Genomic DNA, 25,021 nt, shown 5'->3' with positions numbered 1-25,021 from the left:
TTGTTAACGTATTAGTGAATCACCGGCGAGACCTGGGCGCGAAGCGGCATCTTGTAGTGATACAGGAAGCTGTTATGGCGCAGATCATTTAAGAAAGTAGTACGCCAGTCGGCAATATCAAATTTTTTCAGACCATCCATTAAGCGACTGTAACGCTGTATCCGCTCTGCTCGCGGCATCTCCAGTGCCTGTTTCAGGGCTCGCGTCATGGCCTCGCGGTCATGTGGATTCACAATTAGTGCATCCGGCATCTGGTCTGCGGCACCGGCTTTATCGGACAAAATCAGCACGCCCGGATCATTGGCATCCTGAGCGGCAATATATTCTTTGGCCACCAAATTCATACCGTCTTTTAAAGAAGTGACCCAGCAAATATCCGACTGGCGGTAAATTTTCATCAGCACTTCATGTGCCAAGGTCTGATGACTGCAATTCACCGGCAACCAGTCTGCTGTAGCATATTGGCTGTTAATGGCGGCAATCTGGTCTTCTAAACGCTGGTACAGGCGCTGATAGGCGGGAATATCCATGCGGCATGGACAGGCAATTTGCAGGTCCACCACCTGCTGGTAATATTCAGGATAAGAAGCCAGGAAATGGGCAAAAGCATCAAAACGTTCTAGCAGCCCTTTGGAATAATCAATCCGGTCAACGCCGATAATAGTTTTTTGTTGGGCCAGGGAGTCAAAATCAAAGATATCTTGGGTGCTCGTTAAGGGCTGAGCGGCCGCGTGTTGGATGAGGTCTGGATTCACCCCAATGGGGTAACTCTTCATCATGGTCAGCTTATTCTGATAACGCAGGATATAAGGATGAATTTCCTCACCACTGAGCATGGTCTGGCAAATGCGCATACATTGCTGCTGATCGCGCTGGGTTTGCAGTCCAACTACATCATATTCACAGAGGTCTTGCAGTAAACGTGATGCCACCGGAATTTCCCGCCACACCGCTTCATGGGCAAAAGGAATATGCAGGAAAAAACCAATCTTGTTATGCATGCCTAACTGGCGGCAATGCCGGGCGATACTGAAAAAATGATAGTCATGCACCCAGATCACATCATCCGGCTCGGCAATCGCCTGTAGCTGTTCGGCAAACATGCGATTGACTTCCTGATAAGTCAGATATTCGTCTGTGGAGTATTCAATTAAATCGCTGCGATCATGCATGGCCGGCCACAAGGCATTGTTGGCAAAGCCACAGTAATATTGCTGGTATTGCTGTTCAGTTAAGGGGCTGGTCAGATATTCCACACCCTGATGCTGCACCGAGTCGAATTTCAGCTGGGAAAATTGCTCGACTCTTTCACCATTCCAGCCCACCCAGACCCCGCCAATATCATGCAGTGCATCTTGCATGGCCACCGCCAGACCACCTGCGGCTTTTTTTTCAGGATTCGGTAAACTGACCCGATTGGATAACACGATTAGCTTTGACATTTTTACCCTCACATCCTCTTTTGATGGTCATTGCTCCTGTTTCGCAATGTATTTTTATTAAATGCAGCAACTCTGCCACCGCTTGGGTATTGGCCAGCCGATAGTGGGCCTGTGTCTCGCCTTCACCAACTTTAATACTCAAACCCTGATGCTGATTGACCACGGCAAATCCATCTTCATCCGTCACATCATCACCAATAAAAATGGGAAAAGTGCTGTTTTCTGGCATTGCTTCCAGTAAACGACTAATTGCAAAACCTTTACTCGCTTGCTGAGGCAAAAGCTCGACCACACACTTGCCCTGCTTGAGCTTAAGTTGAGGATAACGCACTTGCAGCACCGCCATAATCTGCTGTGCAACCGGCGCAAGCTCTGGATATTCCCGGTAGTGCAGGGCTACCGAAAACTGCTTATCCTCAATACGTAAATTCGGGTAGGCGCGACAGGCCTGACTCAGGTCTGCCCGGAGCTGCTTATAATTAATATGACTTAAATCAAGTTGTAATTTCTTTGTACTATTCCACCAAATTTGTAATCCATGTAACTCAGCAATCGGCAGCGGTAACTGCTGTAACAGCTGTCTGGCCATCTCAATGGAACGGCCAGTAACCACACTCACCGGAATCCCCAACTGCAATAATTCGGCCAGGGTATTTAAAGTCGAGGTGGGAATAAAACTGTGCTGCGGGTCAAGCTGAAAATCGGCCAGAGTGCCGTCTAAATCGAGAAACAGATTCAATTGACGTTGCTGCTGCTGACAGATCTCGATGATGTGTTGCGGCGTATGCATGTTGCTCCTCATCTGGATAACTCATTTTTGTTTTGCCCTATCTTGGCGTTTTTTTGTGGGCGGCATGTGATTTTCAACATTAATGATGTGCAGGCTTACATTTTTTTACCTGGACGCTGAATCGCTTTTATTTTTCTGTGAATGTTCAGTTTGAGCCGCAAGACTGATCCGGCTGCGCGGTACGGCAATTCACTTTATAATGCAGCCTTGCTCTGTCTTGTATTTTTCAAGATTCAACCCGATATTAGCTGCATCCTCATGCCGAAGCCTGCCCATGCCTGAATTACCTGAAGTTGAAACCACCAAAACCAGTTTATTACCGCTGCTAGAACAGCGTGTGCACGCCGTGCAGGTACGCCAGTCCAGCTTACGCTGGCCAATTCCAGACGATCTACACAAACTGGTCGGGCAAAAACTACTGAACCTGACCCGTCGCTCCAAATATATTCTGGCCCAGTTTGAACAGGACAGCATGCTGTGGCATCTGGGCATGTCCGGCAGCTTCCGCCTATGTGAGCCCGAGGCCGAACTGCGCAAACATGACCATCTGATTATCCAGTTTGATGATATTCAGCTGCGCTACCACGACCCGCGCCGTTTTGGCTGTATTCTCTGGCTAGATGAAAACTCGCAAAGCAAACTGATTGATACGCTCGGGCCTGAACCTTTAAGTGATGCTTTCAATGCTCACTATCTGGCCGATAAACTGAAAAACAAAAATGTCGGCATTAAAATTGCAATCATGGATAACCATGTGGTGGTGGGCGTGGGCAATATTTACGCCACAGAAAGTCTGTTTAATCTGGGCATTCACCCGGCACAACCGGCGTCGAGCTTAAGTCTGGAACAGATTGACAAACTAACTGTGGAGATCAAACGGATTTTAAAACAGGCCATTGATTTGGGTGGATCGACCTTACGCGACTATAGCAATGCCATGGGTGAAAATGGCTATTTTCAGCAAACCCTGCTGGCCTATGGTCGTGCCGGTGAAATGTGTGTCAACTGTGAAACCACACTGGAAAACCTCAAGCTTGGTCAGCGCGCCTCAGTGTTTTGCCCGGAGTGCCAACCGCTGAAGAAAGTCAAACTGGCTCGTCCTAAAACCAGCAAGCCAAAACATACAGCGAGGTAATACCCATGAAAACGGCCATCGTCCGTCATATTCTGGTGAAAGATAAAGATACTGCCGAGCAGCTAAAAAAGAAGCTGCAAGCGGGAGCAGACTTTGCCAAAATTGCCAAACAGTATTCCACTTGCAACTCAGCCAAACGTGGCGGTGAACTCGGTGAAGTGAAAAAAGGCCAACTGGTTCCAGTGATTGATAAACTGGTCTTTACGGCTGCTGAACGGGTGTTGCATGGCCCGGTCAAAAGCCAGTTTGGTTTTCATTTGGTGGAAATTAAATTCCGGATGGATTTTTAATCCCTCTAAATCCCCCTTTAGCAAAGAGGGACTTCTCCTCTCTTTATTAAAGGGAGGTTGGGAGGGATTCTATAAAAAAACGGCGTCTTTGCGCCGTTTTCTTTTACTTTCAATTACGCCTGCGGACGTTTTTTCAATTCGTCACGAATTTCACGCAGTAATTCGATATCTTCTGGAGTTGCTGCCGGTTCTGGCTCTGCTTCCTGCTTACGGCGCATTTTGTTCATCAGTTTCACCAACCAGAACACCACCCAGGCCAATAACAGGAAGTTAATGAAGATGGTCAGGAAATTACCATAATGGAAAATGTTCAGACCGGCTTCCTGGGCAGCAGCCAAGGTTTGGACATTGTTCGGGTTATCACCCAGAATCAGGAATTTATTGGTGAAATCGACATCACCACCTAAAATCCATGAAATCAGCGGCATGATCACATCTTTTACCAGTGAATCAATAATCTTACCGAATGCACCACCAATGATGACACCGACTGCCAAGTCCATCATGTTGCCTTTAATGGCAAACTCTCTAAATTCTTTTAAAATGCTCATATGCGCTCCAGAATATATCTTTATTTATGTGATGAAGTATACATAATTACTAGGATTTGATTTCTGCTTAATGTACGCTTTTTTCAATTATTTCCAAGTAGTTTTAGAACATTTAATACAAAAAAACCGCCAAGTGGACCTGGCGGTTTCTTTTTTCTTCTTAATTTTAAAAATTAAGATTTGTTACGCTTACGTTCGTTTTCAGTCAGGTAACGCTTACGGATACGGATTGACTTCGGCGTTACTTCAACCAGCTCATCATCTTCAATGAATTCAAGTGCTTGTTCAAGTGTGAATTCAATTGCAGGAACCAGAGTTAACGCATCATCCGTACCAGATGCACGTACGTTGGTTAACTGTTTCGCTTTGGTTGGGTTCACCACCATATCATCTGAACGAGAGTTAATACCCACGATCATACCTTCGTAAACTTCTAACTGAGGTTTAGCGAATAGACGGCCACGGTCTTGCAAGCTGAACAGTGCATAGCCCAAGCAAGTCCCTTGAACCATAGAAATCAGTACACCGTTTTGACGTTTTGCTACAGAACCCTGTTTCATTGGACCGTAGTGCGAGAAGCTAGAGGTCATGATACCGGTACCAGACGTCATGGTCATGAATTCAGAACGGAAACCAATCAGGCCACGTGAAGGAACAGTTGCTTCAATACGGATACGGCCTTTACCGTCCACTTCCATATTGGTCATCTCACCTTTACGGTTACCCATTTGTTCCATCACAGCGCCTTGGTGCTGTTCTTCAACGTCAAACGTTACGTTTTCGTACGGTTCTTGCATTTCGCCGTCAATCTCTTTCAAGATCACTTGCGGACGAGATACACCCATCTCGAAACCTTCACGACGCATATTTTCGATCAGAACTGAAAGGTGAAGTTCACCACGGCCAGACACTTTGAAACGGTCAGGACTGTCAGTATCTTCAACGCGCAGTGCAACGTTGTGAATCAATTCGCGGTCTAGACGTTCACGGATGTTACGTGAAGTCACGAACTTACCTTCTTTACCCGCGAACGGCGAGTTGTTGACCTGGAATGTCATCGACACGGTAGGTTCGTCTACAGAAAGCGGTGGTAATGCTTCAACATTTTTCGGATCACAGATGGTGTCAGAAATATGCAGCTCGTCCATACCGGTTACACATACGATGTCACCCGCAGATGCAGAATCTACATCAATACGCTCTAAACCGTGGTAACCCATGATTTTTAAGATACGGCCGTTACGTGTTTTACCATCTTTGTCGATGACAGTTACAGGTGTGTTCAGTTTTACAGAACCACGCTGGATACGACCAACACCGATTACACCCACGAAGCTGTTATAGTCCAGTGAAGACACTTGCATCTGGAATGGACCATCAACATCAACTGCTGGTGGTTCAACAATGTCTACGATGGTTTCGAACAACGGTGTCATGTCTTCAGCCAGTTCTTCTGGAGATGGACCAGCAACACCACGTAAACCAGACGCATATACCACCGGGAAGTCTAGCTGCTCGTCAGTACCACCCAGGTTGTCGAACAAATCGAATACCTGGTCAATCACCCAGTCAGGACGCGCGTTTGGCTTGTCGACCTTGTTGATGATCACGATTGGCTTCAAACCACGTGCGAACGCTTTTTGCGTTACGAAACGGGTTTGTGGCATTGGACCTTCTTGTGAGTCAACCAGAAGAAGTACGCAATCCACCATCGACATGACACGTTCAACTTCACCACCGAAGTCGGCGTGTCCCGGGGTATCCACGATGTTGATACGGTATTCAGTATCGGTACGTTTATCTAACCATTTGATTGCAGTGTTTTTTGCAAGAATGGTAATACCACGTTCACTTTCAATAGCGCCTGAATCCATGACACGCTCAATCTCGCCCGCTCGTTCACCGAGAGCACCTGATTGTTGTAAAAGTTTATCTACAAGAGTGGTTTTACCGTGGTCAACGTGCGCGATAATCGCGATGTTGCGGAGAGTTTTAATATCTGACATGTAAATTCGATACGCTTTAAATTTGAGGGCAAATTATACAGAAAAATACTCTCATTTAGTAGTGACACTTTATTGACAATCGAACTTTTTTCGACAGAAGCGACGATTTAAAGTTTGTAAAGACGTGTAACTCGATTAGAATACCGCCACCTAGCCTAATTTGCTTTTGACTTATGTCTGAATTTAATTCATCTCCTGATCAAAAACCGCAACTGGATTTGGTCTATGGTCTGAATGACCGTCCTAAACCGTTTATTGCTTTTCTTGCTGCCTTCCAACACTTATTGGCCATTATTGTCCCGATTGTGACACCAGGTCTGTTGATCTGTCTGGCCTTGGGTGTTTCCAAAGAAGACACCAACATGATTTTATCGATGTCTTTGGTGATTTCGGGGATTGCAACCTTCCTGCAAGCTAAAAAAGTAGGTCCTTTTGGTGCCGGACTGTTAATTGTTCAGGGCACCAGCTTTAACTTTATTGGCCCAATCATCGGGATTGGTTCTGCAATGGTCGCAGCAGGTACACCAGTTGAGTCGGTTATGGCTGCTATTTTTGGTGTGGTGATTGCCGGTTCATTTATCGAGATGGGTGTTTCACAAATTCTGCCATGGGTTAAAAAACTGATTACCCCGCTGGTAACCGGGATTGTGGTCCTGCTGATTGGTTTAACCTTAATTAAAGAAGGTTTAATCAGTATGGGCGGTGGCTATCAGGCCATGTCGGACAAGACTTTCGCCAATGCCGACAACCTGATCATGTCCTGTACCGTTCTAGCGTTAATCATTATCCTGAACCGGATTAATGTCACCTGGATTAAAAGCTCCGCCATCCTGATTGCCCTGATCGTGGGTTATATTGTGGCCGGTTTTATGGGTCATCTGGACTTCTCTGGTCTACAAGAGGCGCCACTGGTACAAGTGCCAACTCCAATGCACTTTGGTCTGGAATTCTCCTGGAGCCTGTTTATTCCAATGGCCTTTATTTACCTGGTTACGTCGTTAGAAGCGATTGGTGACATCACCGCAACCTCTAAACTGTCGAACCAGCCCGTGGATGGTCCAAAATGGATGCAGCGTATTAAAGGTGGTGTGCTGGTCAATGGTGCCAACTCATTCCTTGCGGGTATTTTCAACACCTTCCCAAGTTCGGTATTTGCACAAAACAACGGTGTGATTCAGTTAACTGGTGTGGCTAGCCGTTATGTCGGAATCTGGATTGCCGCGATGCTGGTGATTTTAGGTTTATTACCAGCCGTTGCTGGCGTGATTCAGGCTGTGCCTCAAGCCGTTCTGGGTGGTGCAGTGATGGTCATGTTTGGTGCGGTAGCCGCATCGGGAATTAACATTTTATCGGGTATTCATCTGGACCGTCGCGCCCTGCTGATCATTGCCATTTCTCTGGCACTGGGTTTAGGCGTTGCACAAGTGCCACAAATTCTGGAGCATCTGCCAGAATTATTCCGTAATATCTTTAGCTCAGGTGTTGCGACCGGCGGTATTGCAGCGCTGATTCTGAATATTGTATTACCTGAAACCAAGAAGTAATTTCATGTCCAGAAAACACTGTCTGAGCCGGACTTGGACAGTGTTTTTCTATTGGAGAGCGACTCATGGATGCTAAAAGCGAAGTGCTATTACGACAATATGATTATTTATCAGGTCGTGTGTTACTGATCAATGCGCCTACAGACCAGCTGTTCGCTGAATTCGGTGAATCGGTTCAGCCTTTTTTCTGGACATGGAATTTTAACGATTACCACTATTTCCAGAACCAGACTGCCCCCGTTCATTTTGGTGCCGACTTTCCAGAAGGCGAATTTGATCAGGCGGTTATTTTTGTGCCGAAATCCAAAGAACTGCTGAATTATGTGCTGCACAATGTTGCCGCCCATCTGCAAACCGGCAGTAGTGTTTTTCTGGTCGGTGAGAAAAAAGGCGGCGTCGAACGTGCAGCCAAACAGTTACAGCCTTATGGTAAAGCCTTAAAACTCGACAGTGCCCGTCATTGCCAACTCTGGCAATTAACACTAGACTGCAGCGTCGAGAAAAAAGCACTGGCCGACTGGGCGCAGCGTTATGCTGTGGCGACGCCAAAAGGCGATCTACAGATTTGTGCCCTGCCAGGTGTGTTCAGCCAGAACCGGCTTGATATCGGTACAGCGGTCTTCCTGCCTTATTTAAGCCAGGTGCCATCGGGTAAAATTGCCGATTTTGGTTGTGGCGCCGGCATTATCAGTGCCTATCTGGCCAAGCTGAATCCAGATAACCGTATCTTCGCGCTGGATGTAGATGCTTTTGCACTCGCTTCAACCCAAATGACTTTTGAGCACAACCAGCTCAATCAGCAGCAGCTTGAAATTAAAGCCGTCAGTGGCATTGAAGATGCGCCGCTGTTTTTACATGCCATTGTCAGCAATCCGCCTTTTCATCAGGGGATTCAGACCGACTATGATGCCAGCGAAAAACTGTGCAAAACTGCGCGCCGCCACCTGAAATCGGGTGGTGAACTGTGGATTGTGGCCAACCGCTTTTTAAATTATCCCCTGTTGATTGAACAGAGTTTTGGCCAGTGTACGGTCAAGGCAGATCAACAAGGTTTTAAAGTGCTGTTCGCGAGCACTCAAAAAAATGTTAAGGAAGTATGATGAGCGAAACTCAACACAGCCGACAGCTGCAGCGTAAGCTCGGTGCTCGCCACTTAAATATGATCGCCATTGGCGGATCGATCGGGACCGGTTTATTCCTGGCCTCCGGTGCGACCATTGCCAATGCCGGTCCGGGTGGTGCATTACTGGCCTATGCCCTGATTGGCGTCATGATCTATTTCTTGATGACCAGCTTGGGCGAATTGGCGACCCACAATCCGACCTCAGGTGCATTCTTTACCTATGGCAGCAAATATGTTGAAGGTGGTTTTGGTTTCGCGCTAGGCTGGAACTACTGGTATAACTGGGCCATTACCGTGGCATTTGAACTGGTTGCGGTACAGTTCATCATGAAGTTCTGGTTCCCGGATATTCCCGGTTTCTACTGGAGTGCCCTGTTCCTGACCGTGGTGTTTGCGATTAATGCCCTGACAGTCAAAGGCTTTGGTGAGTCCGAGTTCTTCTTCTCTTTAGTCAAAGTGCTTGCGATTATCATCTTTATTATTATTGGTCTGGTCATGATCGCCAAGATCATGATGACCCCGGATGTTGCAACTTTTGGTAACTGGAGCCAAGGTGAAGCACCCTTTGTCGGTGGTTTATCAGCCCTGATTGGTGTGGCGATGATTGCCGGTTTCTCCTTCCAGGGCACAGAAATGGTCGGCGTGGCTGCAGGTGAATCCAAAGATCCACAGAAAACTATTCCGATTGCAATCAAACAGATTTTCTGGCGTATCCTGTTGTTCTATATCGTGTGTATTTTCATTATCGGCACCCTGATTGCTTATGATGATCCACGATTACTCCAGGCCGCTGCAACAGATGATGTGGCACTGTCACCGTTTACCTTACTGTATGAACAGGCCGGTTTTGCCTTTGCAGCCAGCGTCATGAATGCAGTCATTCTAACGGCGATCCTGTCTGCGGGTAACTCAGGCATGTATTCATCTACGCGTATGCTGTTTGATATGGCACGTAAAGGCAGTGCACCAAAAGCCTTTGCCCGCCTTGATCCACGTGGCGTACCGATGAATGCGCTGTATGCCACTACAGCCATTGCTGCATTATGTTTCTTGACCACCTTTATTGGTGAAGAACAGGTCTTTAACTGGCTACTAAATATGTCAGGCATGTGTGGCTTTATTGTCTGGCTGGGTATTGCGGTTTCTCATTATCGTTTCCGCAAAGGCTATCTTGCTCAGGGCTATAAACTTGAAGATCTGGCGTATCGTGCCAAGTTCTTCCCGTTCGCACCATGGTTTGCCTTCACTTTATGTGCGATTGTGGTCTTGGGCCAGAACTATCAGGCGGTACTTGAGGGTGAGTGGCTGGCTGTGCTTTCCACCTATATCGGGATTTTATTGTTCCTGGCCATCTGGTTAGGCTATAAATGGAAATACAAAACCAAGCTGATTCCTTATCAGCAGATGGATGTGCAGCCGATGAAGATCGACCGTGAATAATTGATTCAGCTTTCTTTAAAAGCACGCAACAAAAAAGCAGTCCAAGTGACTGCTTTTTTTATGATCTCGATAAATGTGGCTTAGCTATAACGCATCACAAAATTTCGGTCATCAATCACAATGGCCTGACGGCAAATGCCCTCTGCCTGACGCTGCTGCTCGAAAACCTGTGCTGGCATTGCATCAAAGCTGTCAAAGAAACAGACCTCTTCTGCATCCATCGAATAGATTAAGGAATGATTCCCCACGCCTTCTAGTGTGTCATAGAACACTATCACAAAGCGGCCCTGATCAACACATGTCTGCAAAGCGCTATAGCTGAGTGCCGGCTGTAGCGGAATCTGTAATTGCTGCGCTTCCTGATAACACAACACTTCCGTCGGGTGCTGGTGCGGATCAGGATCGGTATGAAAGCTCACCTCAAGCCCCAGCTTTTTCAACCCCACTGCTAGCGCAATTCCGAAAGTGCCATCTTCATTATTATGCCGGCACAGCTGGACCAGATCGGCAATTTCCAGATCAATCCCATAGTGCTGAAAAATCTTCCAAATAGCAAAAATACCACCATTGGCTTCAAGTTGAAGGAGTTGATCCGGAATTTCTGTGCTCATATCCATCTTACCCAGACTGCGGGATTTTTAAGGCAATAAAATTCCATTATAAAAAAAAACGACTCCGAAGAGTCGTTTTTTCTAAGGTCTACTCAAATTATTGAGCAGCTGCTTCTGGTTGTACAGTAACTGTACGGCTACCAGTGATTGTCGCGAATACACGACGGTTCATAGCACGACCTTCTTTGGTGTTGTTGTCAGCAATCGGTTGATCCCAAGCGAAACCTTGAGTTGACAGACGAGCTGGGTCAACATTGTATTCGTTTACAAGTGACGATTTCACAGAGTTCGCACGAGCTAAAGATAAACGTTCGTTCAGTGCACGTGGACCAGTGTTGTCTGTGTGACCTTCGATACGCGCTGTTGCGTTTGGATACTCAACCAGTTTCTCAGCAACTTTAGCGATTTCTGGCTTGTATTGATCTTTGATGTTTGATTTGCTGGTATCAAAGAATACGCGAAGTTCCATGTTCAGGTCTTCAGTCAACTCTTGTGGAGCTGGTTGAACTGGAGCAACTGGCTCAACTGGAGCAACTTCTACTACTGGAGCAGCTGGTTTCAAACGGCCACCAAGAACAACGTTCAGACCTGCTAAAGCAGTGTAGTTCCAGAATTTTTCGTCAAAGTGGTAAGTACCACGTGCTTCAGTACGCAGCGCTAATGCATCGTTTAAGTGCCAGAATGCACCCACACCAGCATTACCTAAAGTACCTTCTTCTTTAAAGCCACGACCTACACGGCCTAATTCAGCTTCTGTAGCACCATCAAACTCATACTTGTAGTGACCAGCACCTAATAATACGTATGGCTTAACTTTGCTGTCATAGTTTTTAGTGAATACGTCTGAAGTCGCGTAGAAGTTACCCGCGATGTTTTGACCTTTGTATTCAGCACCAGCCAAATCAGTCATATCGCCTTTAACTTGGCTATATTCAGCTTCGAAACCTAACCAAGGAGTAAGTTCAACACCAAGTGCAGCACCTACAAATAAATCATCTTCCATTTGACCAGAAGTAGTTAACTCACCGTCATCACCACCATTGTTGTGCTGAGTGTCTTGGAAAGTGTAACCAAGCATTAATGGAGTAACAGTTACGCCTGCGTTTGCAGCTGCTAAAGGCGCAGCTACGAGCATTGCCAATGCAATACGACTCATTTTCATGGATTTATCCTCCAGAGATAACAAATTGTTGTTCAAGCTCAAGCCTAAAGTTTTGGCTATCCTGAGATAGGCTTTTTTTACCCCAGTTTTCTTTTTAAGCTAGTCACTTTGAATCATACAAACACTTTATTCTTTTTCCAAGTGCTTGATAATTTTAATCAAGTAAATTATTGACAAAATTACTTACAATTTCCGTTGTAATTCGGTAAATTTTTACTCAATTTTTTGTTGTGGATAGCTTATTGTCACTTCCACTTTATTTTAGCAGCTTTATAGAAAGATGCGTAAAAATAATGACAACCTAGAAAAATATTACAAAACAATATTTTGTATTACAGAAACATAATAAAAATATAAAAATTATAGGTCTACTTAGTATGTACCCAATTAAATCTCACACTTCAGGCTTTAGTCTGTTTGAACTCATTGTGGTGATGGCAATTATTGGCATCATCAGTGCAATTGCTTTGCCTCATTTTCAGCAATATCTGGCCCAGCAAGAAGCCAAGCGCATCCGTTATTTACTGCAATATAGTATTAACCTGGCCAAATCCCAAGCGCTCACCTATCGCGCCAATATTGTAATTTGCCCCAGTGCCGATCTGCAGCAATGTCAGAATAATCAATGGAACAGCGGTTTTATTATTTTTATCGATCATAACCGCAACCGAAGCCTCGATTCAGGTGAATCTATTGTCTTAACTGAAAAGACCCGCCTGAAATACGGTAACCTGGAATGGAAAGGCGCCCTGTCTCTGCCCAGTCTCAGATTTAACGCCCAGCAGGGTTTACCTTTAGGCTCTAATGGCAGTTTTTATTATTGTTCAGGTTTTACCCCCAATCAGCGTATTTTCCTCAGTAATCGTGGTTTTCTACGCATAGAATTTCCCAATAGCTGCTAAAACTTATGCGTCTAAAGATGTAGGAAAATTACGCTTTATTCTGTGGATTTTTCCCCTATACTGCTAAGGCTTAAGCTCAAAATAAATATTGAATTGATTAGAAACAGATTGGAGATACAACGATGACGGATATCGTAATTGTTAATGGTGCACGGACAGCAATGGGTGGTTTTCAGGGTAGTCTTGCCAGTTTAACCGCACCCGACTTAGGTGCAGCCACCATTCAAGCCGCTATTTCTCGTGCTGGCTTACAACCGACCGATATCGAAGAAGTCATTATGGGCTGTGTTTTACCGGCTGGCTTAAAACAGGGTCCTGCACGTCAAGCCATGCGTAAGGCAGGCTTACCGGATTCAACCGGTGCCGTAACCATTAATAAACTGTGTGGTTCAGGCATGAAAGCGGTCATGCAAGCCGCAGATATGATTAAAGCTGGTTCAGCAACTTACGTGGTTGCAGGTGGTATGGAATCAATGACCAATGCGCCGTATATCCTGCCAAAAGCACGCGGCGGTTTCCGTATGGGCCATGGTGAAGTCAAAGACCATATGTTCCTAGATGGGCTTGAAGATGCAGAAACCGGCCGTTTAATGGGTTCTTTTGCACAGGACATGGCCAATACCAAAGGTTATACCCGCGAGCAAATGGATGACTTTGCTATTCGTTCATTAAAACGTGCACAAACTGCAGTGAATGAAGGTTATTTTACCGATGAAATCGTGCCTGTAACGGTGTCTACCCGTAAAGGCGATGTCGTGGTCGATAAAGATGAACAACCATTCAACGCCAATATTGAAAAAATTCCAACACTACGCCCAGCGTTTGCTAAAGATGGCACCATTACTGCGGCCAATGCCAGCTCTATTTCGGATGGTGCATCTGCACTTGTATTAACCTCAGCAGACAACGCTGCAGCAAAAGGTTTACAACCGCTAGCCAAGCTGATTGCCTATGCTTCGAATTCACAGCATCCATCTGAATTTACCATTGCGCCAGTCGGTGCAATTCAAAAAGTTCTGGATAAAACCGGCTGGACGGTTGCAGATGTGGATCTGTGGGAAATCAATGAAGCTTTTGCCATGGTGACCATGTGTCCAATGGACGAGTTCAAACTGGACCCAGAAAAAGTCAACATCAATGGCGGTGCCTGTGCACTTGGTCACCCAGTTGGTTCGACCGGTTCACGTATTATTTTAACCCTGATTCATGCCCTGAAACGTACCGGCGGCAAGCGTGGTATCGCAGCCCTGTGTATCGGTGGTGGTGAAGCAACTGCTGTGGCGATTGAGTTGCTTTAATTGAAAGTCTCCCTTTCTTAAAGGGGAGACTTAGAGGGATTCAATCAATCATTCCCAATCCTCTCCTACAAGGAGAGGGCCAGGGAGAGATCTACCCTCTCTCTAACTCTCTCCCAAAGGGAGAGAGAACTACTAGGAAGGAAAATAAAAAGCCTCCACTTGGAGGCTTTTTATCATCACAATTAAAGTAACCGTTTAAATTTTAATACTTAAAGAATTTCTTTACGCAGTTGTTCCGGTGACTTCATCGACAATAAACCTGGTGCAACATCAAATGCGGTTTTCGCACCGTACTGACCCATCTGGTTCATGCGGTAACACGCACGTGCATAAGCCACCAATACGCTTGCCGTAAACTCAGGATTACTCCCCAGTTTCAAAGAGAATTCCATGACTTGATTATGGGCATCGCTGGTATTGCCACTACGAATCACGAATCCACCATGTGGCATACGATTGTGTTCATTACGAAGAGTTTCTTCATCAATGAAGTTTACCGTTGTATTGTAATCCGCAAAATAGTCCGGCATGGTCACAATCGCCTGTTCAACCTTGGCTGCGTCTGCACCTTCTTCAAGTACCACATAGCACTCACGCGTATGCTTATCTCGGGTGCTTAACTCTGGACGTGAACCACTACGCACTTTGTCCATCGCATCGGTGGATGGAATGGTATATTGCACACCCGCTTTCACCCCCTCTACACGACGAATCGCATCTGAGTGCCCCTGACTTAAACCTTTACCCCAGAAGGTATAGGTTTCACCGTCTGGAAGTAATGCTTCACCGAACAAACGATTGATAGAGAACATACCCGGGTCCCAGCCAATTGAAATCATGGCGGTTTTCTTGTTCGCAAGTGCTGGTGCATTCACAGCATCAAAGAACTCTGGAATACGCGCATGCGTATCAAAGCTGTCTACAGTATTAAATTTACTTGCTAATTCAGGGGTCTGTTTAGGCAAATCATCTTTCGATCCACCACATAAAATCAGTACATCAATCTGATTCTGGAAGTCAGCCAATACATCCATATGAAAAACTTTTGTTTCAGTAAAGCAGGGTGAAACAGTTTCAGGCGCACGGCGAGTAAAAATACCCACAAGCTGTAAATCCGGATTCTTTTGAATGGCAGTTTCCACACCACGCCCTAAATTGCCATAACCAGCAATACCAATACGAATAGAATGTTGCATACAGACAAGTCACTTCAAGCTAATAGTTAAACTTTTCCAAATCAGATTCACAAAACGAAGATGATTGGGTGCTTCTTCTGTGGATTCAAGCCATGATTCAGCCTGCTCACAGAATGCACCATATTGTGCCACAATGTTGTATTTGCACCAAATTAAAGCAAAACTAGATGACAATGTTGATCTAAATCTATCGCATAAAAAAAAACCTCCTGACGGAGGTTTTTCGCAACGGGTGAAATTAAGCACCTGTTTGGTAACTTGCCTGAGCCACTGCCGTCGAAGCCTGATAAGGATGGGTAAAATCACCCAGACCGGCTGCTGCTTCAGTAATATCTTTACCTTCTTTAATCACGAAAGTATCGAAACCGGAACGCTTCATATAGTTCAGTACATCTTTAAATACATCACCTGTTGCACGGAGTTCACCTTCAAAACCCTGACGGCGAAGCAGTGCTGCAAATGAATAACCACGACCATCGTTAAAGCCTGCAAACTCAATAAAGATGGCATCGAGCTGATCTAACGGAAACTCATTGATTTCAGGCGAAGCATCTACGGTTAAGTACAATGCTTTTTTACCTGAAACATTAGCAAGTTGATCGAGCTGCTCAACCGTTAAAACCACATCACCTTGTGGTAACACGCCATCTTCACCAATAATTTGGTAAGTATTGTCTGCAATCGTGCCATCTTTAGAGAGCACTTGTAGTGCGGTATTAAGCATATGCACGCTCCTTAAATGGTTGAATGCCAACACGGCGATAGGTATCAATAAACTCTTCACCTTCCTGGCGCAGGTCAAGATAAGTATTTAAAATTTCTTCCACCACATCTGGCACTTTTTCCGCAGCAAATGATGGCCCTAAGATGTCACCGATTGAGGCATCATGATCAGCATTACCACCCAGGGTAATCTGGTAGAATTCCGCGCCTTTTTTATCAACACCTAAAATCCCGATGTTGCCGACATGGTGATGACCACAGGCATTCATACAACCGGAGATGTTCAGATCCAGTTTACCCAAGTTGTAAATGGTATCGAGATCATCAAAACGGCGTGAAATCGCTTCAGAAATTGGAATTGATTTGGCATTGGCCAGCGAGCAGAAATCACCACCTGGACAGCAAATAATATCAGTCAAGAAACCAATGTGCGCACGCGCTAGGTTGTGTTGATCCAGGGTTTGCCATAAGGCAAACAGGTCTTTTTGTGGTACATCTACCAGCGCAATATTCTGCTCGTGTGTAGTACGTAATTCACCGAAAGTGTACTGATCAGCCAGGTCAGCGATCAGGTTCATTTCTTCCGTGGTGACATCACCCGGGGCAATACCGGCACGTTTCAGTGAAATGGTGACAATACGGTAGCCTTTCACTTTGTGTGCATTGGTATTGATGTTAAACCATTGCTTGAACTTCGGATATTGTGCAAACAGCGCGGTGAAGTCCTCATCTGCATAGTCCTGATAATCGAATGGCGTAAAGTTCTCATCCATTTTTTTCAGAGTGTCTGCATCGACTTTTAAGGTTTTCACCGTATGTGCAAATTCAGCTTCAACTTTCTCGGCAAATACTTCTGGCGTGAGTGCTTTTACCAGAATCTTGATACGTGCTTTATATTTGTTATCACGACGGCCGTGCAGGTTATAGACACGCAGCACTGCTTCCAAGTAAGCAATTAAGTCTTCACGTGGCAGCCATTCTTTAATCACTGCACCGATGATTGGGGTACGACCCAAACCACCGCCAACCATGATTTTATAGCCCATTTCGCCGGCTGCATTGCGTACAATATACACACCAATATCATGGAAAGCAGTTGCCGCACGGTCAATTTCTTCAAGTGCAGATACCGCAATCTTGAATTTACGTGGCAAGAAGGCAAATTCTGGATGGAAAGTCGACCATTGACGGATCAGCTCACAGGTTGGACGCGGATCGGCAATTTCACCAGCGACCACACCGGCATACTGGTCCGTGGTGGTATTCCGGATACAGTTACCTGAGGTTTGAATCGCGTGCATCTGAACTGTGGCCAGTTCAGCCAGCATATCTGGCACGTTTTCTAGTGCAGGCCAGTTAAACTGAATGTTCTGACGTGTTGAAACGTGGGCATAACCACGGTCATAGGCCTTGGCCAAGGCAGCGACTTTACGCAGCTGGGTCGAGCTCATTAAACCATAAGGCACGGCAATACGTAACATTGGCGCATAGCGCTGTACATATAAACCATTTTGGAGACGAAGTGGACGGTATTCATCTTCCGTCAATTTACCCGCTAAATAACGTTCCGTTTGGTCACGGAACTGTGCAACACGTTCATTAATCAGTTGCTGATCGAAATCAGTATATAAATACATGGCGTACAGCTAGTAGTTTCATTATAACGACCGACAGGATAGCGACATTTTATCTATCAACAAAATGCGTTTTTTACATATTTCATAGCGATTTTATTGATAAGTCAGCTGGACTTGCGCTGTAAGCAAGCCTTTGCAGCCATTCATTATTATTTTCTGGATCTTTCATTATTTTTTGCGTTATTTAGCATTTTTTTTCATAAGATGTTTATCCTCACTTTTGGGTCTGGATAAACATCTTATATTGGCTGATAAACCTCTTTTATAGACCGGCGCGTTACCAGTTCCCCTGCCCCAAACCTTGGCCACGGAAATCATAACGAGCTTTGGAGCGCGAGAATTTAATCGGGCAGGCCAACTGCGCTTCAGTGTCTGGGCTGTCCTGTTCCAGTGGCACTTGAACCACCCATTCGCGTTGCTGGGCCAGTGGTGAATGCAGTGCTTCTTCTAAATACAGCACCGGTTCGACACAAACATCCTGCTCGGCAAATATTTGCTGCCATTCTACCCAGCTTTTGGATTGAATTTTATTGCCAATGGCCTGTTTCACCGCCTGCCGGTCGTCTGAATCAAAAGAACTTCCTTTTTCCACAATTAGTGGCAACTCCAGGACCGCGGCCAGACCTTGCATAAATTGTGGCTCCAAACCACCGATCGAAAGATAGCGGCCATCTGAGGTACGATAATAGTCATAAAAAATCGCGCCATTTAAATGGCCAGCTTCGGGACGCTGCTGTTCCTGTCCGGCCAGGCTGGCTGCCGCAGCCATATTATTTAAGGCCGCCACACAGTCAGTCATGGAAATATCAATATATTGTCCCTGTCCGCTGCTTTGCCGTTCAATGACGGCGGCCAATATACCGACCAGCGCATGTAGTGAGCCACCTGCAACATCAGCAATCTGAATGCCCATTGGCGGTGGCCCGGACTGTGCCCGGCCACTATGCCCGGCAATACCGGAAAGCGCTAAATAATTGATATCATGTCCAGCCTTGGCCTGATAAGGACCGCTTTGTCCATAGCCGGTAATGGAACAATAAATCAGTCCGGGATGAATTTCTGCCAATGTGGCATAATCCAGCCCCAAACGCTGCATTACCCCAGGGCGAAACTGCTCAACCACAATATCGTAATCTTTAATTTTGGCTTTAATTTGTGCAATGCTGTCCGGGTCTTTTAAATCCAGCGTCACCGACTGTTTATTGCGGTTCAGGTAACTGTGCGAAGTCGCCTGGCCATTGGCATAGGGCGGAAATAGCCGGACCAGATCGGGACGGTTCGGTGATTCAATATGCACCACTTCTGCGCCTAAATCGGCCAGATAAAGCGTGGCAAATGGTCCGGGTAACAAGGTGGAAAAATCTAAAACTTTGAGTCCGTTTAAAGCGTATGACATTGGAGTTTTTACTCTATTTGTGTTGATTTTTTCATCATCTTAGAAATATAAAAGCATAAACACAATGTCATGTTCAGCCATTTACCTTGATCATTTCGGCAATTTAATATGTGAAAATGGCAAAACAACTCAAGTAAATTGCCAAAAACTTTATTTTTAATGTCATTTAGGTCAAACATACGTGATTACCAAAGACAAAGAGTCAGAAGGCTTTAATATGAGCCGCGATACCATCAGTATCCACTTCGTAAATGCGGCTCTAACCGGTGTCAAACGCCTTGGCATGGACGTCGAGACCTTATTATCACACGTGGGTATTGAGGCCGAGCTGTTACGCCAGCCCAAAGCGCGAATCTCGCCAGAACAATATACCCGTTTTATTAAAATGCTGTGGATGGTGACTCAGGACGAGCACATCGGCTTTGATGTTCAAGGCCGCCGCTTAGGTACTTTTGCCATCATGTGCCAGCTGATCATCCATGCCAAAACCTTGGGTGATGCCTTAGAACTGTCCTCCCAGTTCTATAAACTGTTTGGCGATGAATGGTCGGTGACGCTGGAACGTGACAAACACGAAGCCCGTCTGGTGCCGTTAATTCCTAAGAGCATGGACCCGGACCACTTTATTACTGAAAGTATGCTGATGATCTGGCATGGTCTGGCATCGTGGTTAATTGAACGCCGTCTGCCGCTGGAACGTGTCCACTTTGGTTATGAGCGCCCTGCCCATGCCGATGAATATGATGCGCTGTTCTTCGCCCCAGTGATGCAGTTTGATATGCCGCGTACCGAAATTACCTTTGCGGCCGACTATCTGGACTTGCCAATTCGCCAGAATGAAGAAACCCTGGAAGAATTCCTGAAAGCGGCACCGGCACAGTTATTAGTGAAATTCAAAAATACCAACTCTTTAACTTCACGAATTCGTGATGTCCTGAAGAGCCAGATTGGCGAAGAAATGCCAACCTTGAATGATGTTGCCTCAATGCTGTATCTGTCGCCGCAAACCCTGCGCCGCCGTCTGGCAGCCGAAGGTAAAAGCTATCAGGGCGTCAAAGATGCCTTACGTCGTGATGCCGCGATTCACCTGTTGCTGAATCCGGAACTGACGCTAGAAGATGTAGCGCAACAGGTCGGCTTTAGTGAAACCAGTACCTTCCACCGTGCCTTTAAAAAATGGACTGGAGTGACACCAGGGCTATATCGCCAGTTACACGGTTATCACTAAACATTTTTTAGACAACGTCTTTTCAGGTTTGATCTTCCTCTCCGCCCTCACCGCCAAGTGAGGGCTTTTTTTTATTGGCGAAAAGCATCATCTGACCTCGCCCGTTCTCGTCATTGCACTTCATCAATTAATCATTACACTCAAAAAGCATAACAATTTAAAACTCATCAAAGGGATAGCACATGAGCGAGGCTTATATTATTGATGCCATTCGCACACCACGCGGAAAAGGAAAAAAAGATGGTTCACTCTATGAAGTGAAACCGATCAGTCTGGTCACCACCCTGTTGCGTGAATTAAAACAGCGCCATCAGCTGGATACTGCCCAGGTCGATGATATTGTGCTGGGCTGCGTCACACCGGTCGGTGATCAGGGTGCCGATATTGCCAAAACAGCAGCGATTGCTGCCGGCTGGAACAATGATGTGGCAGGTGTGCAGATCAACCGTTTCTGTGCCTCCGGTCTAGAAGCCGTGAACTTGGCCGCGCAAAAAGTCCGCTCTGGCTGGGAAGATCTGGTCGTCGCCGGTGGAGTGGAGTCAATGTCCCGCGTACCAATGGGTTCAGATGGCGGCCCGTGGGCGCTGGACCCGGAAACCAACATGGCCTCGAAATTTGTCCCGCAAGGCATTGGTGCCGATTTAATTGCCAGCATTGATGGCTATAGCCGCGCCGATGTCGATGCCTTTGCCGAGCAGTCACAAAAGAAAGCCGCGGCTGCACAGGCCAATGGTCATTTTGAGCGTTCAATTGTGCCGGTCAAGGACAAAGCCGGTGTTGTAATTCTAGCCAAAGATGAATTTATTAAGCCGAATACCACCGCGGAAGGCCTGGCCAAACTCAATCCAAGTTTTGAAATGATGGGACAGATGGGTTTTGATGCCATCGCCCTGCAAAAATATCCTGAAGTCGAGAAAATTCAGCATGTGCATCATGCTGGTAACTCCTCCGGTATTGTCGATGGTGCCGCGCTGGTGTTACTGGCCTCGGAAAAAGCCGTGCAAGAACAGGGTTTGAAACCACGCGCCAAAGTGCTGGCCACAGCACTGGTTGGTGCTGATCCGACCATTATGCTGACCGGGCCTGCGCCGGCAGCCCGTAAAGCTCTGGCCAAAGCTGGCTTAAGCATTCAGGACATTGACCTGTTTGAAGTCAATGAAGCTTTTGCGGCGGTGGTGATGCGGTTTATTAACGAGATGCAGGTCGATCCGGCCAAAGTCAATGTCAACGGCGGTGCAATTGCCATGGGTCATCCACTCGGGGCCACCGGTGCCATGATTTTAGGCACCCTGCTGGATGAGCTGGAACGTCAGGGCAAAAAACGTGGTCTGGCCACCTTATGTGTCGGTGGCGGTATGGGTATTGCCACCATTATTGAACTGGTTTAAGGAGGAGCCGCATGAGCGCTATTCAATTCGAAAAAAACGCCGACAATATTGTAATCTTAACGCTAGACTCGCCAAACCAGTCCGCCAACACCATGAATGCAGATTTCCGTGCAGCTTTGGCAGAAACTGTGGAAAAACTCAAAGCCGATGAACAGATTGCCGGAATTATCTTCCGTTCGGCCAAAAAAACCTTCTTTGCCGGCGGTGATCTCGATGAACTGATTCAGGCCCAGCCGGAACAGGCCAGCGACTTTTTCCAAATGGTAGAAGGCATGAAAGCCCAGCTGCGTTATATCGAAACGCGTGGTATTCCGGTGGTGGCTGCCTTAAATGGTACAGCGCTTGGCGGTGGCTGGGAACTGGCATTGGGCTGCCATCACCGCATTGCCTTGAATGACCCAAAAACCAGATTCGGTTTACCGGAAGTGACTTTGGGCCTGCTACCAGGTGGCGGCGGCATCGTGCGAATGGTACGTCTGCTCGGCCTGCAAACCGCTTTTCCATTTTTAATCGAAGGCAAACAGTTTGGGGTAGAAAAAGCTCTGTCTTTGGGCTTGATCCATGACACGGCCGACTCAGCAGATGAAATGCTGCAAAAAGCCATCAACTGGATTCAGGCACATCCGAAATCACAACAACCGTTTGATGTAAAAGGCTATAAAATTCCGGGCGGTGATCCGAAACATCCAGCGGTGGCGCAGATGCTGGCGATTGCTCCGGCGATTTTACGTGACAAGACCAAAGGCTGTTATCCAGCACCGGAAGCAATTATGTCGGCCGCGGTCGAAGGTGCACAGGTTGATGTCGATACCGCACTGACCATTGAATCACGTTATTTTACCTATCTGGCGACCGGTCAAGTCTCTAAAAATATGATTGGTACCTTCTGGCATGGCCTGAATGCCATTAAATCCGGTGCCAGCCGTCCACAGAATATTCCGCAGTGGCAGGCGAAAAAAGTCGGTATTTTAGGTGCCGGAATGATGGGTGCCGGAATTGCCTATGCTGCAGCCATTAAAGGTATTGCGGTTATCCTGAAAGATGTTGCTATAGAAAATGCAGAAAAAGGCAAAGCCTACAGCCAGAAACTGCTGGATAAAAAAGTTGCTCAAGGGCGGATGACTGCAGAAAAACGTGACCAGATTCTGGCACGCATTACCCCAACGGCCTCAACCGCAGATCTGGCTGGTTGTGACCTGATCATTGAAGCGGTGTTTGAAAATCAGCAATTAAAAGCACAGGTGACCCAGGAAGCCGAAGGCTATCTGACTGCCGATGGCGTGATGGCCTCCAATACCTCGACCCTGCCCATTAGCGGTCTGGCGCAAGCCGCGAAAGATCAAAGCCGTTTTATTGGCCTGCATTTCTTTAGTCCGGTCGATAAGATGCAACTGGTTGAAATTATTAAAGGCCAGAACACCAATCGTGAAACCGTGGCCAAGGCCTATGACTTTGTCCAGCAGATTGGCAAGACGCCTATTGTGGTCAATGACAGTCGTGGTTTCTTTACCAGCCGTGTGTTTGGCACCTTTGTGCAGGAAGGTCTGCGTATGCTGGCAGAGGGCATCCATCCGGCCAAAATTGAAATGGCCGCGCTCAAAGCCGGGATGCCTGTTGGACCGCTGGCGATTCAGGATGAAGTCTCGCTGACCTTATCCGAGCATGTCGCGGCAGAAACCCGCAAAGCCTTGCAGGCGGAAGGCAAAGAACGCCCACGCTCAGGTGCAGATGAAGTCATTGAAACCATGATCCATCAGTTTAACCGTAAAGGTAAAGCAGCCGGCGCCGGGTTCTATGACTATCCTGAAGGTGGCAAAAAATCGCTCTGGGAAGGCCTCAGTTACTGGAAAAAAGAGCAGACTGTCGATGAGCAGGAACTGATTGACCGCTTCCTGTTTGTCCAATCGCTGGATACTTTGCGCTGTCTGGAAGAAGGCGTGCTGGAATCGGTGGTAGATGGTAACGTCGGCTCGATTTTCGGGATTGGTTTTGCCCCGTGGACAGGTGGTGCCCTGCAGTTCCTGAATCAATATGGACTAAAAGATGCGTTAAACCGAGCACAAGCTCTGGAACAACGCTATGGTGAGCGTTTTGCCCCACCGCAGTTATTGAAAGATAAAGTCGCGCAAGGCGAACAAATTTAAACCCATCCATCTGGGTAGCATTCAAGAGGCCTTTAGGGCCTCTTGTCTGTTCTGGCGACAGTATTGAGCCGCGCCTCGGCGCAAGGAAAGCATTTTCTTGGCTTGGACTTTGAAATAATTATGTTATAAAGTTTCAACAGATTCAGTTTTCTTTTTATCCAATTGGGCAGTTTGTTATGACCGACCACTCATCTCCAGAAAAATCTCCTTGGGGTTGGAAAGCACTTATTATTTTCTCGGTTTTAGGTGCGTTATTTCTTGGCCTGTTCTATCTTGCCGTGAGCAATGAACCGGACTATATGCCAAGCCAGCAGAATAAACACAACACCCAGCAACATGCGTTTAAAAATGCGCCTGCCATGTCTGAAGAGGCTTTGGCCAAAGCTCAGGCTGACCGCGAAGCGCGTGAAGCTCGTGCGGCGGCCAGCGCAGAACAGCATCAGATGACCGAAGCGGAACACGCTGCCATGGATGAAAGCCATAGCGATACCACGGGACACGGTCACTAATCAGCAAATATTAAAAAAGCGGACTTCACGTCCGCTTTTTTATTGGATGCAGATTGCTATTTTTCTTCAGTTGGGTGCAGTTCACGGCGCATCCGAATATGCGGAATGCCACAGTCCAGATATTCCTCACCTTCGACCTGAAAACCAAGCTGCTGATAAAAACCGGTGGCATAGACTTGTGCTGATAACACCAGAAAAGGACGCTGCTCCTGCTGGGCCTGCTGAATAATGGCTTCCATCACTTTCTTGCCCAGACCTAAACCTCTGTAAGACTTTAAGACCGCAACCCGGCCAATGCTATGGTTGGAGAGCAAACGTGCGGTAGCGATTGGCTGCTGCTGTGCATACGCGACAAAATGTAGCGCTACTGCATCCTCCTGATCCCATTCATCTTCCGGGGCAATCACCTGCTCCTGAATAAAAACCGCTTCACGAATTACTTTGGCATCGGCCTGCAAGTCCTGCCAGCTACCGGCATGAATACTGATCTGGCTCATTGTTTTATC

General features: G+C 46.7%; 22 protein-coding genes. 11 read left to right on the top strand and 11 right to left on the bottom strand.

The window, feature by feature from the left end; genetic code table 11:
- Positions 1 to 11: 11 nt before the first annotated feature.
- Together ACVLR6_RS03150 and otsB are read right to left on the bottom strand one after the other, a co-directional pair.
- A complete protein-coding gene (locus ACVLR6_RS03150; protein WP_160243502.1) occupies positions 12 to 1,442 on the bottom strand; it encodes an alpha,alpha-trehalose-phosphate synthase (UDP-forming) in 1,431 nt (476 codons plus the stop codon).
- Positions 1,393 to 2,232: a trehalose-phosphatase gene (otsB, locus tag ACVLR6_RS03145; RefSeq protein WP_127800809.1), complete on the bottom strand. Its 840-nt coding sequence runs from the start codon at positions 2,230 to 2,232 to the stop codon at positions 1,393 to 1,395. The genes ACVLR6_RS03150 and otsB overlap by 50 nt, the downstream gene beginning before the upstream one ends.
- A gap of 274 nt (positions 2,233 to 2,506) precedes the next feature.
- On the opposite strand from otsB, the gene mutM reads away from it, so the two are divergent.
- Both mutM and ACVLR6_RS03135 read left to right on the top strand, forming a co-directional pair.
- Positions 2,507 to 3,367: a bifunctional DNA-formamidopyrimidine glycosylase/DNA-(apurinic or apyrimidinic site) lyase gene (gene mutM, locus ACVLR6_RS03140; RefSeq protein WP_127800807.1), complete on the top strand. Its 861-nt coding sequence runs from the start codon at positions 2,507 to 2,509 to the stop codon at positions 3,365 to 3,367.
- 5 nt (positions 3,368 to 3,372) lie between these two features.
- Entirely contained in the window at positions 3,373 to 3,657 is a 285-nt protein-coding gene (locus ACVLR6_RS03135; protein WP_005175832.1) for a peptidylprolyl isomerase, read from the top strand.
- Between the two features lie 113 nt (positions 3,658 to 3,770).
- Here ACVLR6_RS03135 and mscL read toward each other — a convergent pair whose 3' ends face one another.
- Complete coding sequence (gene mscL, locus ACVLR6_RS03130; RefSeq protein WP_005175830.1) at positions 3,771 to 4,208, bottom strand: large conductance mechanosensitive channel protein MscL; 438 nt, start codon at positions 4,206 to 4,208, stop codon at positions 3,771 to 3,773.
- 173 nt (positions 4,209 to 4,381) lie between these two features.
- Positions 4,382 to 6,214, bottom strand: coding sequence for a translational GTPase TypA (gene typA, locus ACVLR6_RS03125; protein ID WP_005175828.1), 1,833 nt, complete (start codon positions 6,212 to 6,214; stop codon positions 4,382 to 4,384).
- 173 nt (positions 6,215 to 6,387) lie between these two features.
- Here typA and ACVLR6_RS03120 point away from each other — a divergent pair, with 173 nt between their 5' ends.
- The 3 genes from ACVLR6_RS03120 to ACVLR6_RS03110 all read left to right on the top strand — a co-directional run bounded on the left by ACVLR6_RS03120 (position 6,388) and on the right by ACVLR6_RS03110 (position 10,321).
- Positions 6,388 to 7,758 carry a uracil-xanthine permease family protein gene (locus tag ACVLR6_RS03120; protein ID WP_005175824.1) on the top strand — a complete coding sequence of 457 codons (1,371 nt, stop codon included), beginning with the start codon at positions 6,388 to 6,390 and terminating at the stop codon, positions 7,756 to 7,758.
- Between the two features lie 65 nt (positions 7,759 to 7,823).
- The gene (locus ACVLR6_RS03115; protein WP_160243503.1) at positions 7,824 to 8,858 is read left to right on the top strand and encodes a class I SAM-dependent methyltransferase; all 1,035 of its coding nucleotides are present in this window, start codon (positions 7,824 to 7,826) and stop codon (positions 8,856 to 8,858) included.
- Positions 8,858 to 10,321 carry an amino acid permease gene (locus ACVLR6_RS03110; RefSeq protein WP_160241580.1) on the top strand — a complete coding sequence of 488 codons (1,464 nt, stop codon included), beginning with the start codon at positions 8,858 to 8,860 and terminating at the stop codon, positions 10,319 to 10,321. Before ACVLR6_RS03115 ends, ACVLR6_RS03110 begins: the two co-directional genes overlap by 1 nt.
- An 80-nt stretch (positions 10,322 to 10,401) precedes the next feature.
- Here ACVLR6_RS03110 and ACVLR6_RS03105 read toward each other — a convergent pair whose 3' ends face one another.
- Positions 10,402 to 10,932: a hypothetical protein gene (locus ACVLR6_RS03105; RefSeq protein ID WP_045794979.1), complete on the bottom strand. Its 531-nt coding sequence runs from the start codon at positions 10,930 to 10,932 to the stop codon at positions 10,402 to 10,404.
- A gap of 97 nt (positions 10,933 to 11,029) precedes the next feature.
- Entirely contained in the window at positions 11,030 to 12,094 is a 1,065-nt protein-coding gene (gene omp38, locus ACVLR6_RS03100) for an outer membrane protein Omp38 (RefSeq protein ID WP_160243504.1), read from the bottom strand.
- Between the two features lie 377 nt (positions 12,095 to 12,471).
- Here omp38 and ACVLR6_RS03095 point away from each other — a divergent pair, with 377 nt between their 5' ends.
- Complete coding sequence (locus ACVLR6_RS03095; protein WP_016659816.1) at positions 12,472 to 12,996, top strand: GspH/FimT family pseudopilin; 525 nt, start codon at positions 12,472 to 12,474, stop codon at positions 12,994 to 12,996.
- Positions 12,997 to 13,118: 122 nt separating this feature from the next.
- The gene (locus tag ACVLR6_RS03090; protein WP_104470652.1) at positions 13,119 to 14,294 is read left to right on the top strand and encodes a thiolase family protein; all 1,176 of its coding nucleotides are present in this window, start codon (positions 13,119 to 13,121) and stop codon (positions 14,292 to 14,294) included.
- Positions 14,295 to 14,503: 209 nt separating this feature from the next.
- Here ACVLR6_RS03090 and ACVLR6_RS03085 read toward each other — a convergent pair whose 3' ends face one another.
- The 4 genes from ACVLR6_RS03085 to ACVLR6_RS03070 all read right to left on the bottom strand — a co-directional run bounded on the left by ACVLR6_RS03085 (position 14,504) and on the right by ACVLR6_RS03070 (position 19,246).
- Positions 14,504 to 15,490 (bottom strand): diaminopimelate dehydrogenase, encoded by a 987-nt coding sequence (locus ACVLR6_RS03085; RefSeq protein ID WP_455995809.1) that lies wholly within the window; start codon positions 15,488 to 15,490, stop codon positions 14,504 to 14,506.
- A gap of 238 nt (positions 15,491 to 15,728) precedes the next feature.
- Positions 15,729 to 16,214, bottom strand: coding sequence for a DUF934 domain-containing protein (locus ACVLR6_RS03080; RefSeq protein ID WP_075175146.1), 486 nt, complete (start codon positions 16,212 to 16,214; stop codon positions 15,729 to 15,731).
- A complete protein-coding gene (locus ACVLR6_RS03075) occupies positions 16,207 to 17,850 on the bottom strand; it encodes a nitrite/sulfite reductase (RefSeq protein ID WP_016659814.1) in 1,644 nt (547 codons plus the stop codon). The genes ACVLR6_RS03080 and ACVLR6_RS03075 overlap by 8 nt, the downstream gene beginning before the upstream one ends.
- 277 nt (positions 17,851 to 18,127) lie before the next feature.
- Positions 18,128 to 19,246 (bottom strand): CaiB/BaiF CoA transferase family protein, encoded by a 1,119-nt coding sequence (locus ACVLR6_RS03070; RefSeq protein WP_016659813.1) that lies wholly within the window; start codon positions 19,244 to 19,246, stop codon positions 18,128 to 18,130.
- A 217-nt stretch (positions 19,247 to 19,463) separates the two neighbouring features.
- Here ACVLR6_RS03070 and ACVLR6_RS03065 point away from each other — a divergent pair, with 217 nt between their 5' ends.
- The 4 genes from ACVLR6_RS03065 to ACVLR6_RS03050 all read left to right on the top strand — a co-directional run bounded on the left by ACVLR6_RS03065 (position 19,464) and on the right by ACVLR6_RS03050 (position 24,515).
- Positions 19,464 to 20,474: an AraC family transcriptional regulator gene (locus ACVLR6_RS03065; protein WP_034597576.1), complete on the top strand. Its 1,011-nt coding sequence runs from the start codon at positions 19,464 to 19,466 to the stop codon at positions 20,472 to 20,474.
- Positions 20,475 to 20,656: 182 nt separating this feature from the next.
- A complete protein-coding gene (locus tag ACVLR6_RS03060) occupies positions 20,657 to 21,862 on the top strand; it encodes an acetyl-CoA C-acetyltransferase (protein ID WP_168395865.1) in 1,206 nt (401 codons plus the stop codon).
- Between the two features lie 11 nt (positions 21,863 to 21,873).
- A complete protein-coding gene (locus ACVLR6_RS03055) occupies positions 21,874 to 24,006 on the top strand; it encodes a 3-hydroxyacyl-CoA dehydrogenase NAD-binding domain-containing protein (RefSeq protein ID WP_168382194.1) in 2,133 nt (710 codons plus the stop codon).
- 176 nt (positions 24,007 to 24,182) lie between these two features.
- A complete protein-coding gene (locus ACVLR6_RS03050) occupies positions 24,183 to 24,515 on the top strand; it encodes a hypothetical protein (protein WP_104473664.1) in 333 nt (110 codons plus the stop codon).
- 56 nt (positions 24,516 to 24,571) lie between these two features.
- Here ACVLR6_RS03050 and ACVLR6_RS03045 read toward each other — a convergent pair whose 3' ends face one another.
- Complete coding sequence (locus tag ACVLR6_RS03045; protein WP_104472006.1) at positions 24,572 to 25,012, bottom strand: GNAT family N-acetyltransferase; 441 nt, start codon at positions 25,010 to 25,012, stop codon at positions 24,572 to 24,574.
- Positions 25,013 to 25,021 lie beyond the last annotated feature (9 nt).

It is taken from the genome of Acinetobacter sp. T63, from assembly GCF_053852345.1.
Note: the sequence above shows the minus strand (reverse complement) of the source record. Positions and strands in the feature narration are given on the sequence as shown.

Excerpts from the sequence above, each read along its gene's own strand:
- ACVLR6_RS03150 (WP_160243502.1), bottom strand. The coding sequence starts at position 1,442 with ATGTCAAAGCTAATCGTGTTATCCAATCGGGTCAGTTTACCGAATCCT.
- otsB (WP_127800809.1), bottom strand. The coding sequence starts at position 2,232 with ATGCATACGCCGCAACACATCATCGAGATCTGTCAGCAGCAGCAACGT.
- mutM (WP_127800807.1), top strand. The coding sequence starts at position 2,507 with ATGCCTGAATTACCTGAAGTTGAAACCACCAAAACCAGTTTATTACCG.
- ACVLR6_RS03135 (WP_005175832.1), top strand. The coding sequence starts at position 3,373 with ATGAAAACGGCCATCGTCCGTCATATTCTGGTGAAAGATAAAGATACT.
- mscL (WP_005175830.1), bottom strand. The coding sequence starts at position 4,208 with ATGAGCATTTTAAAAGAATTTAGAGAGTTTGCCATTAAAGGCAACATG.
- typA (WP_005175828.1), bottom strand. The coding sequence starts at position 6,214 with ATGTCAGATATTAAAACTCTCCGCAACATCGCGATTATCGCGCACGTT.
- ACVLR6_RS03120 (WP_005175824.1), top strand. The coding sequence starts at position 6,388 with ATGTCTGAATTTAATTCATCTCCTGATCAAAAACCGCAACTGGATTTG.
- ACVLR6_RS03115 (WP_160243503.1), top strand. The coding sequence starts at position 7,824 with ATGGATGCTAAAAGCGAAGTGCTATTACGACAATATGATTATTTATCA.
- ACVLR6_RS03110 (WP_160241580.1), top strand. The coding sequence starts at position 8,858 with ATGAGCGAAACTCAACACAGCCGACAGCTGCAGCGTAAGCTCGGTGCT.
- ACVLR6_RS03105 (WP_045794979.1), bottom strand. The coding sequence starts at position 10,932 with ATGAGCACAGAAATTCCGGATCAACTCCTTCAACTTGAAGCCAATGGT.
- omp38 (WP_160243504.1), bottom strand. The coding sequence starts at position 12,094 with ATGAAAATGAGTCGTATTGCATTGGCAATGCTCGTAGCTGCGCCTTTA.
- ACVLR6_RS03095 (WP_016659816.1), top strand. The coding sequence starts at position 12,472 with ATGTACCCAATTAAATCTCACACTTCAGGCTTTAGTCTGTTTGAACTC.
- ACVLR6_RS03090 (WP_104470652.1), top strand. The coding sequence starts at position 13,119 with ATGACGGATATCGTAATTGTTAATGGTGCACGGACAGCAATGGGTGGT.
- ACVLR6_RS03085 (WP_455995809.1), bottom strand. The coding sequence starts at position 15,490 with ATGCAACATTCTATTCGTATTGGTATTGCTGGTTATGGCAATTTAGGG.
- ACVLR6_RS03080 (WP_075175146.1), bottom strand. The coding sequence starts at position 16,214 with ATGCTTAATACCGCACTACAAGTGCTCTCTAAAGATGGCACGATTGCA.
- ACVLR6_RS03075 (WP_016659814.1), bottom strand. The coding sequence starts at position 17,850 with ATGTATTTATATACTGATTTCGATCAGCAACTGATTAATGAACGTGTT.
- ACVLR6_RS03070 (WP_016659813.1), bottom strand. The coding sequence starts at position 19,246 with ATGTCATACGCTTTAAACGGACTCAAAGTTTTAGATTTTTCCACCTTG.
- ACVLR6_RS03065 (WP_034597576.1), top strand. The coding sequence starts at position 19,464 with ATGAGCCGCGATACCATCAGTATCCACTTCGTAAATGCGGCTCTAACC.
- ACVLR6_RS03060 (WP_168395865.1), top strand. The coding sequence starts at position 20,657 with ATGAGCGAGGCTTATATTATTGATGCCATTCGCACACCACGCGGAAAA.
- ACVLR6_RS03055 (WP_168382194.1), top strand. The coding sequence starts at position 21,874 with ATGAGCGCTATTCAATTCGAAAAAAACGCCGACAATATTGTAATCTTA.
- ACVLR6_RS03050 (WP_104473664.1), top strand. The coding sequence starts at position 24,183 with ATGACCGACCACTCATCTCCAGAAAAATCTCCTTGGGGTTGGAAAGCA.
- ACVLR6_RS03045 (WP_104472006.1), bottom strand. The coding sequence starts at position 25,012 with ATGAGCCAGATCAGTATTCATGCCGGTAGCTGGCAGGACTTGCAGGCC.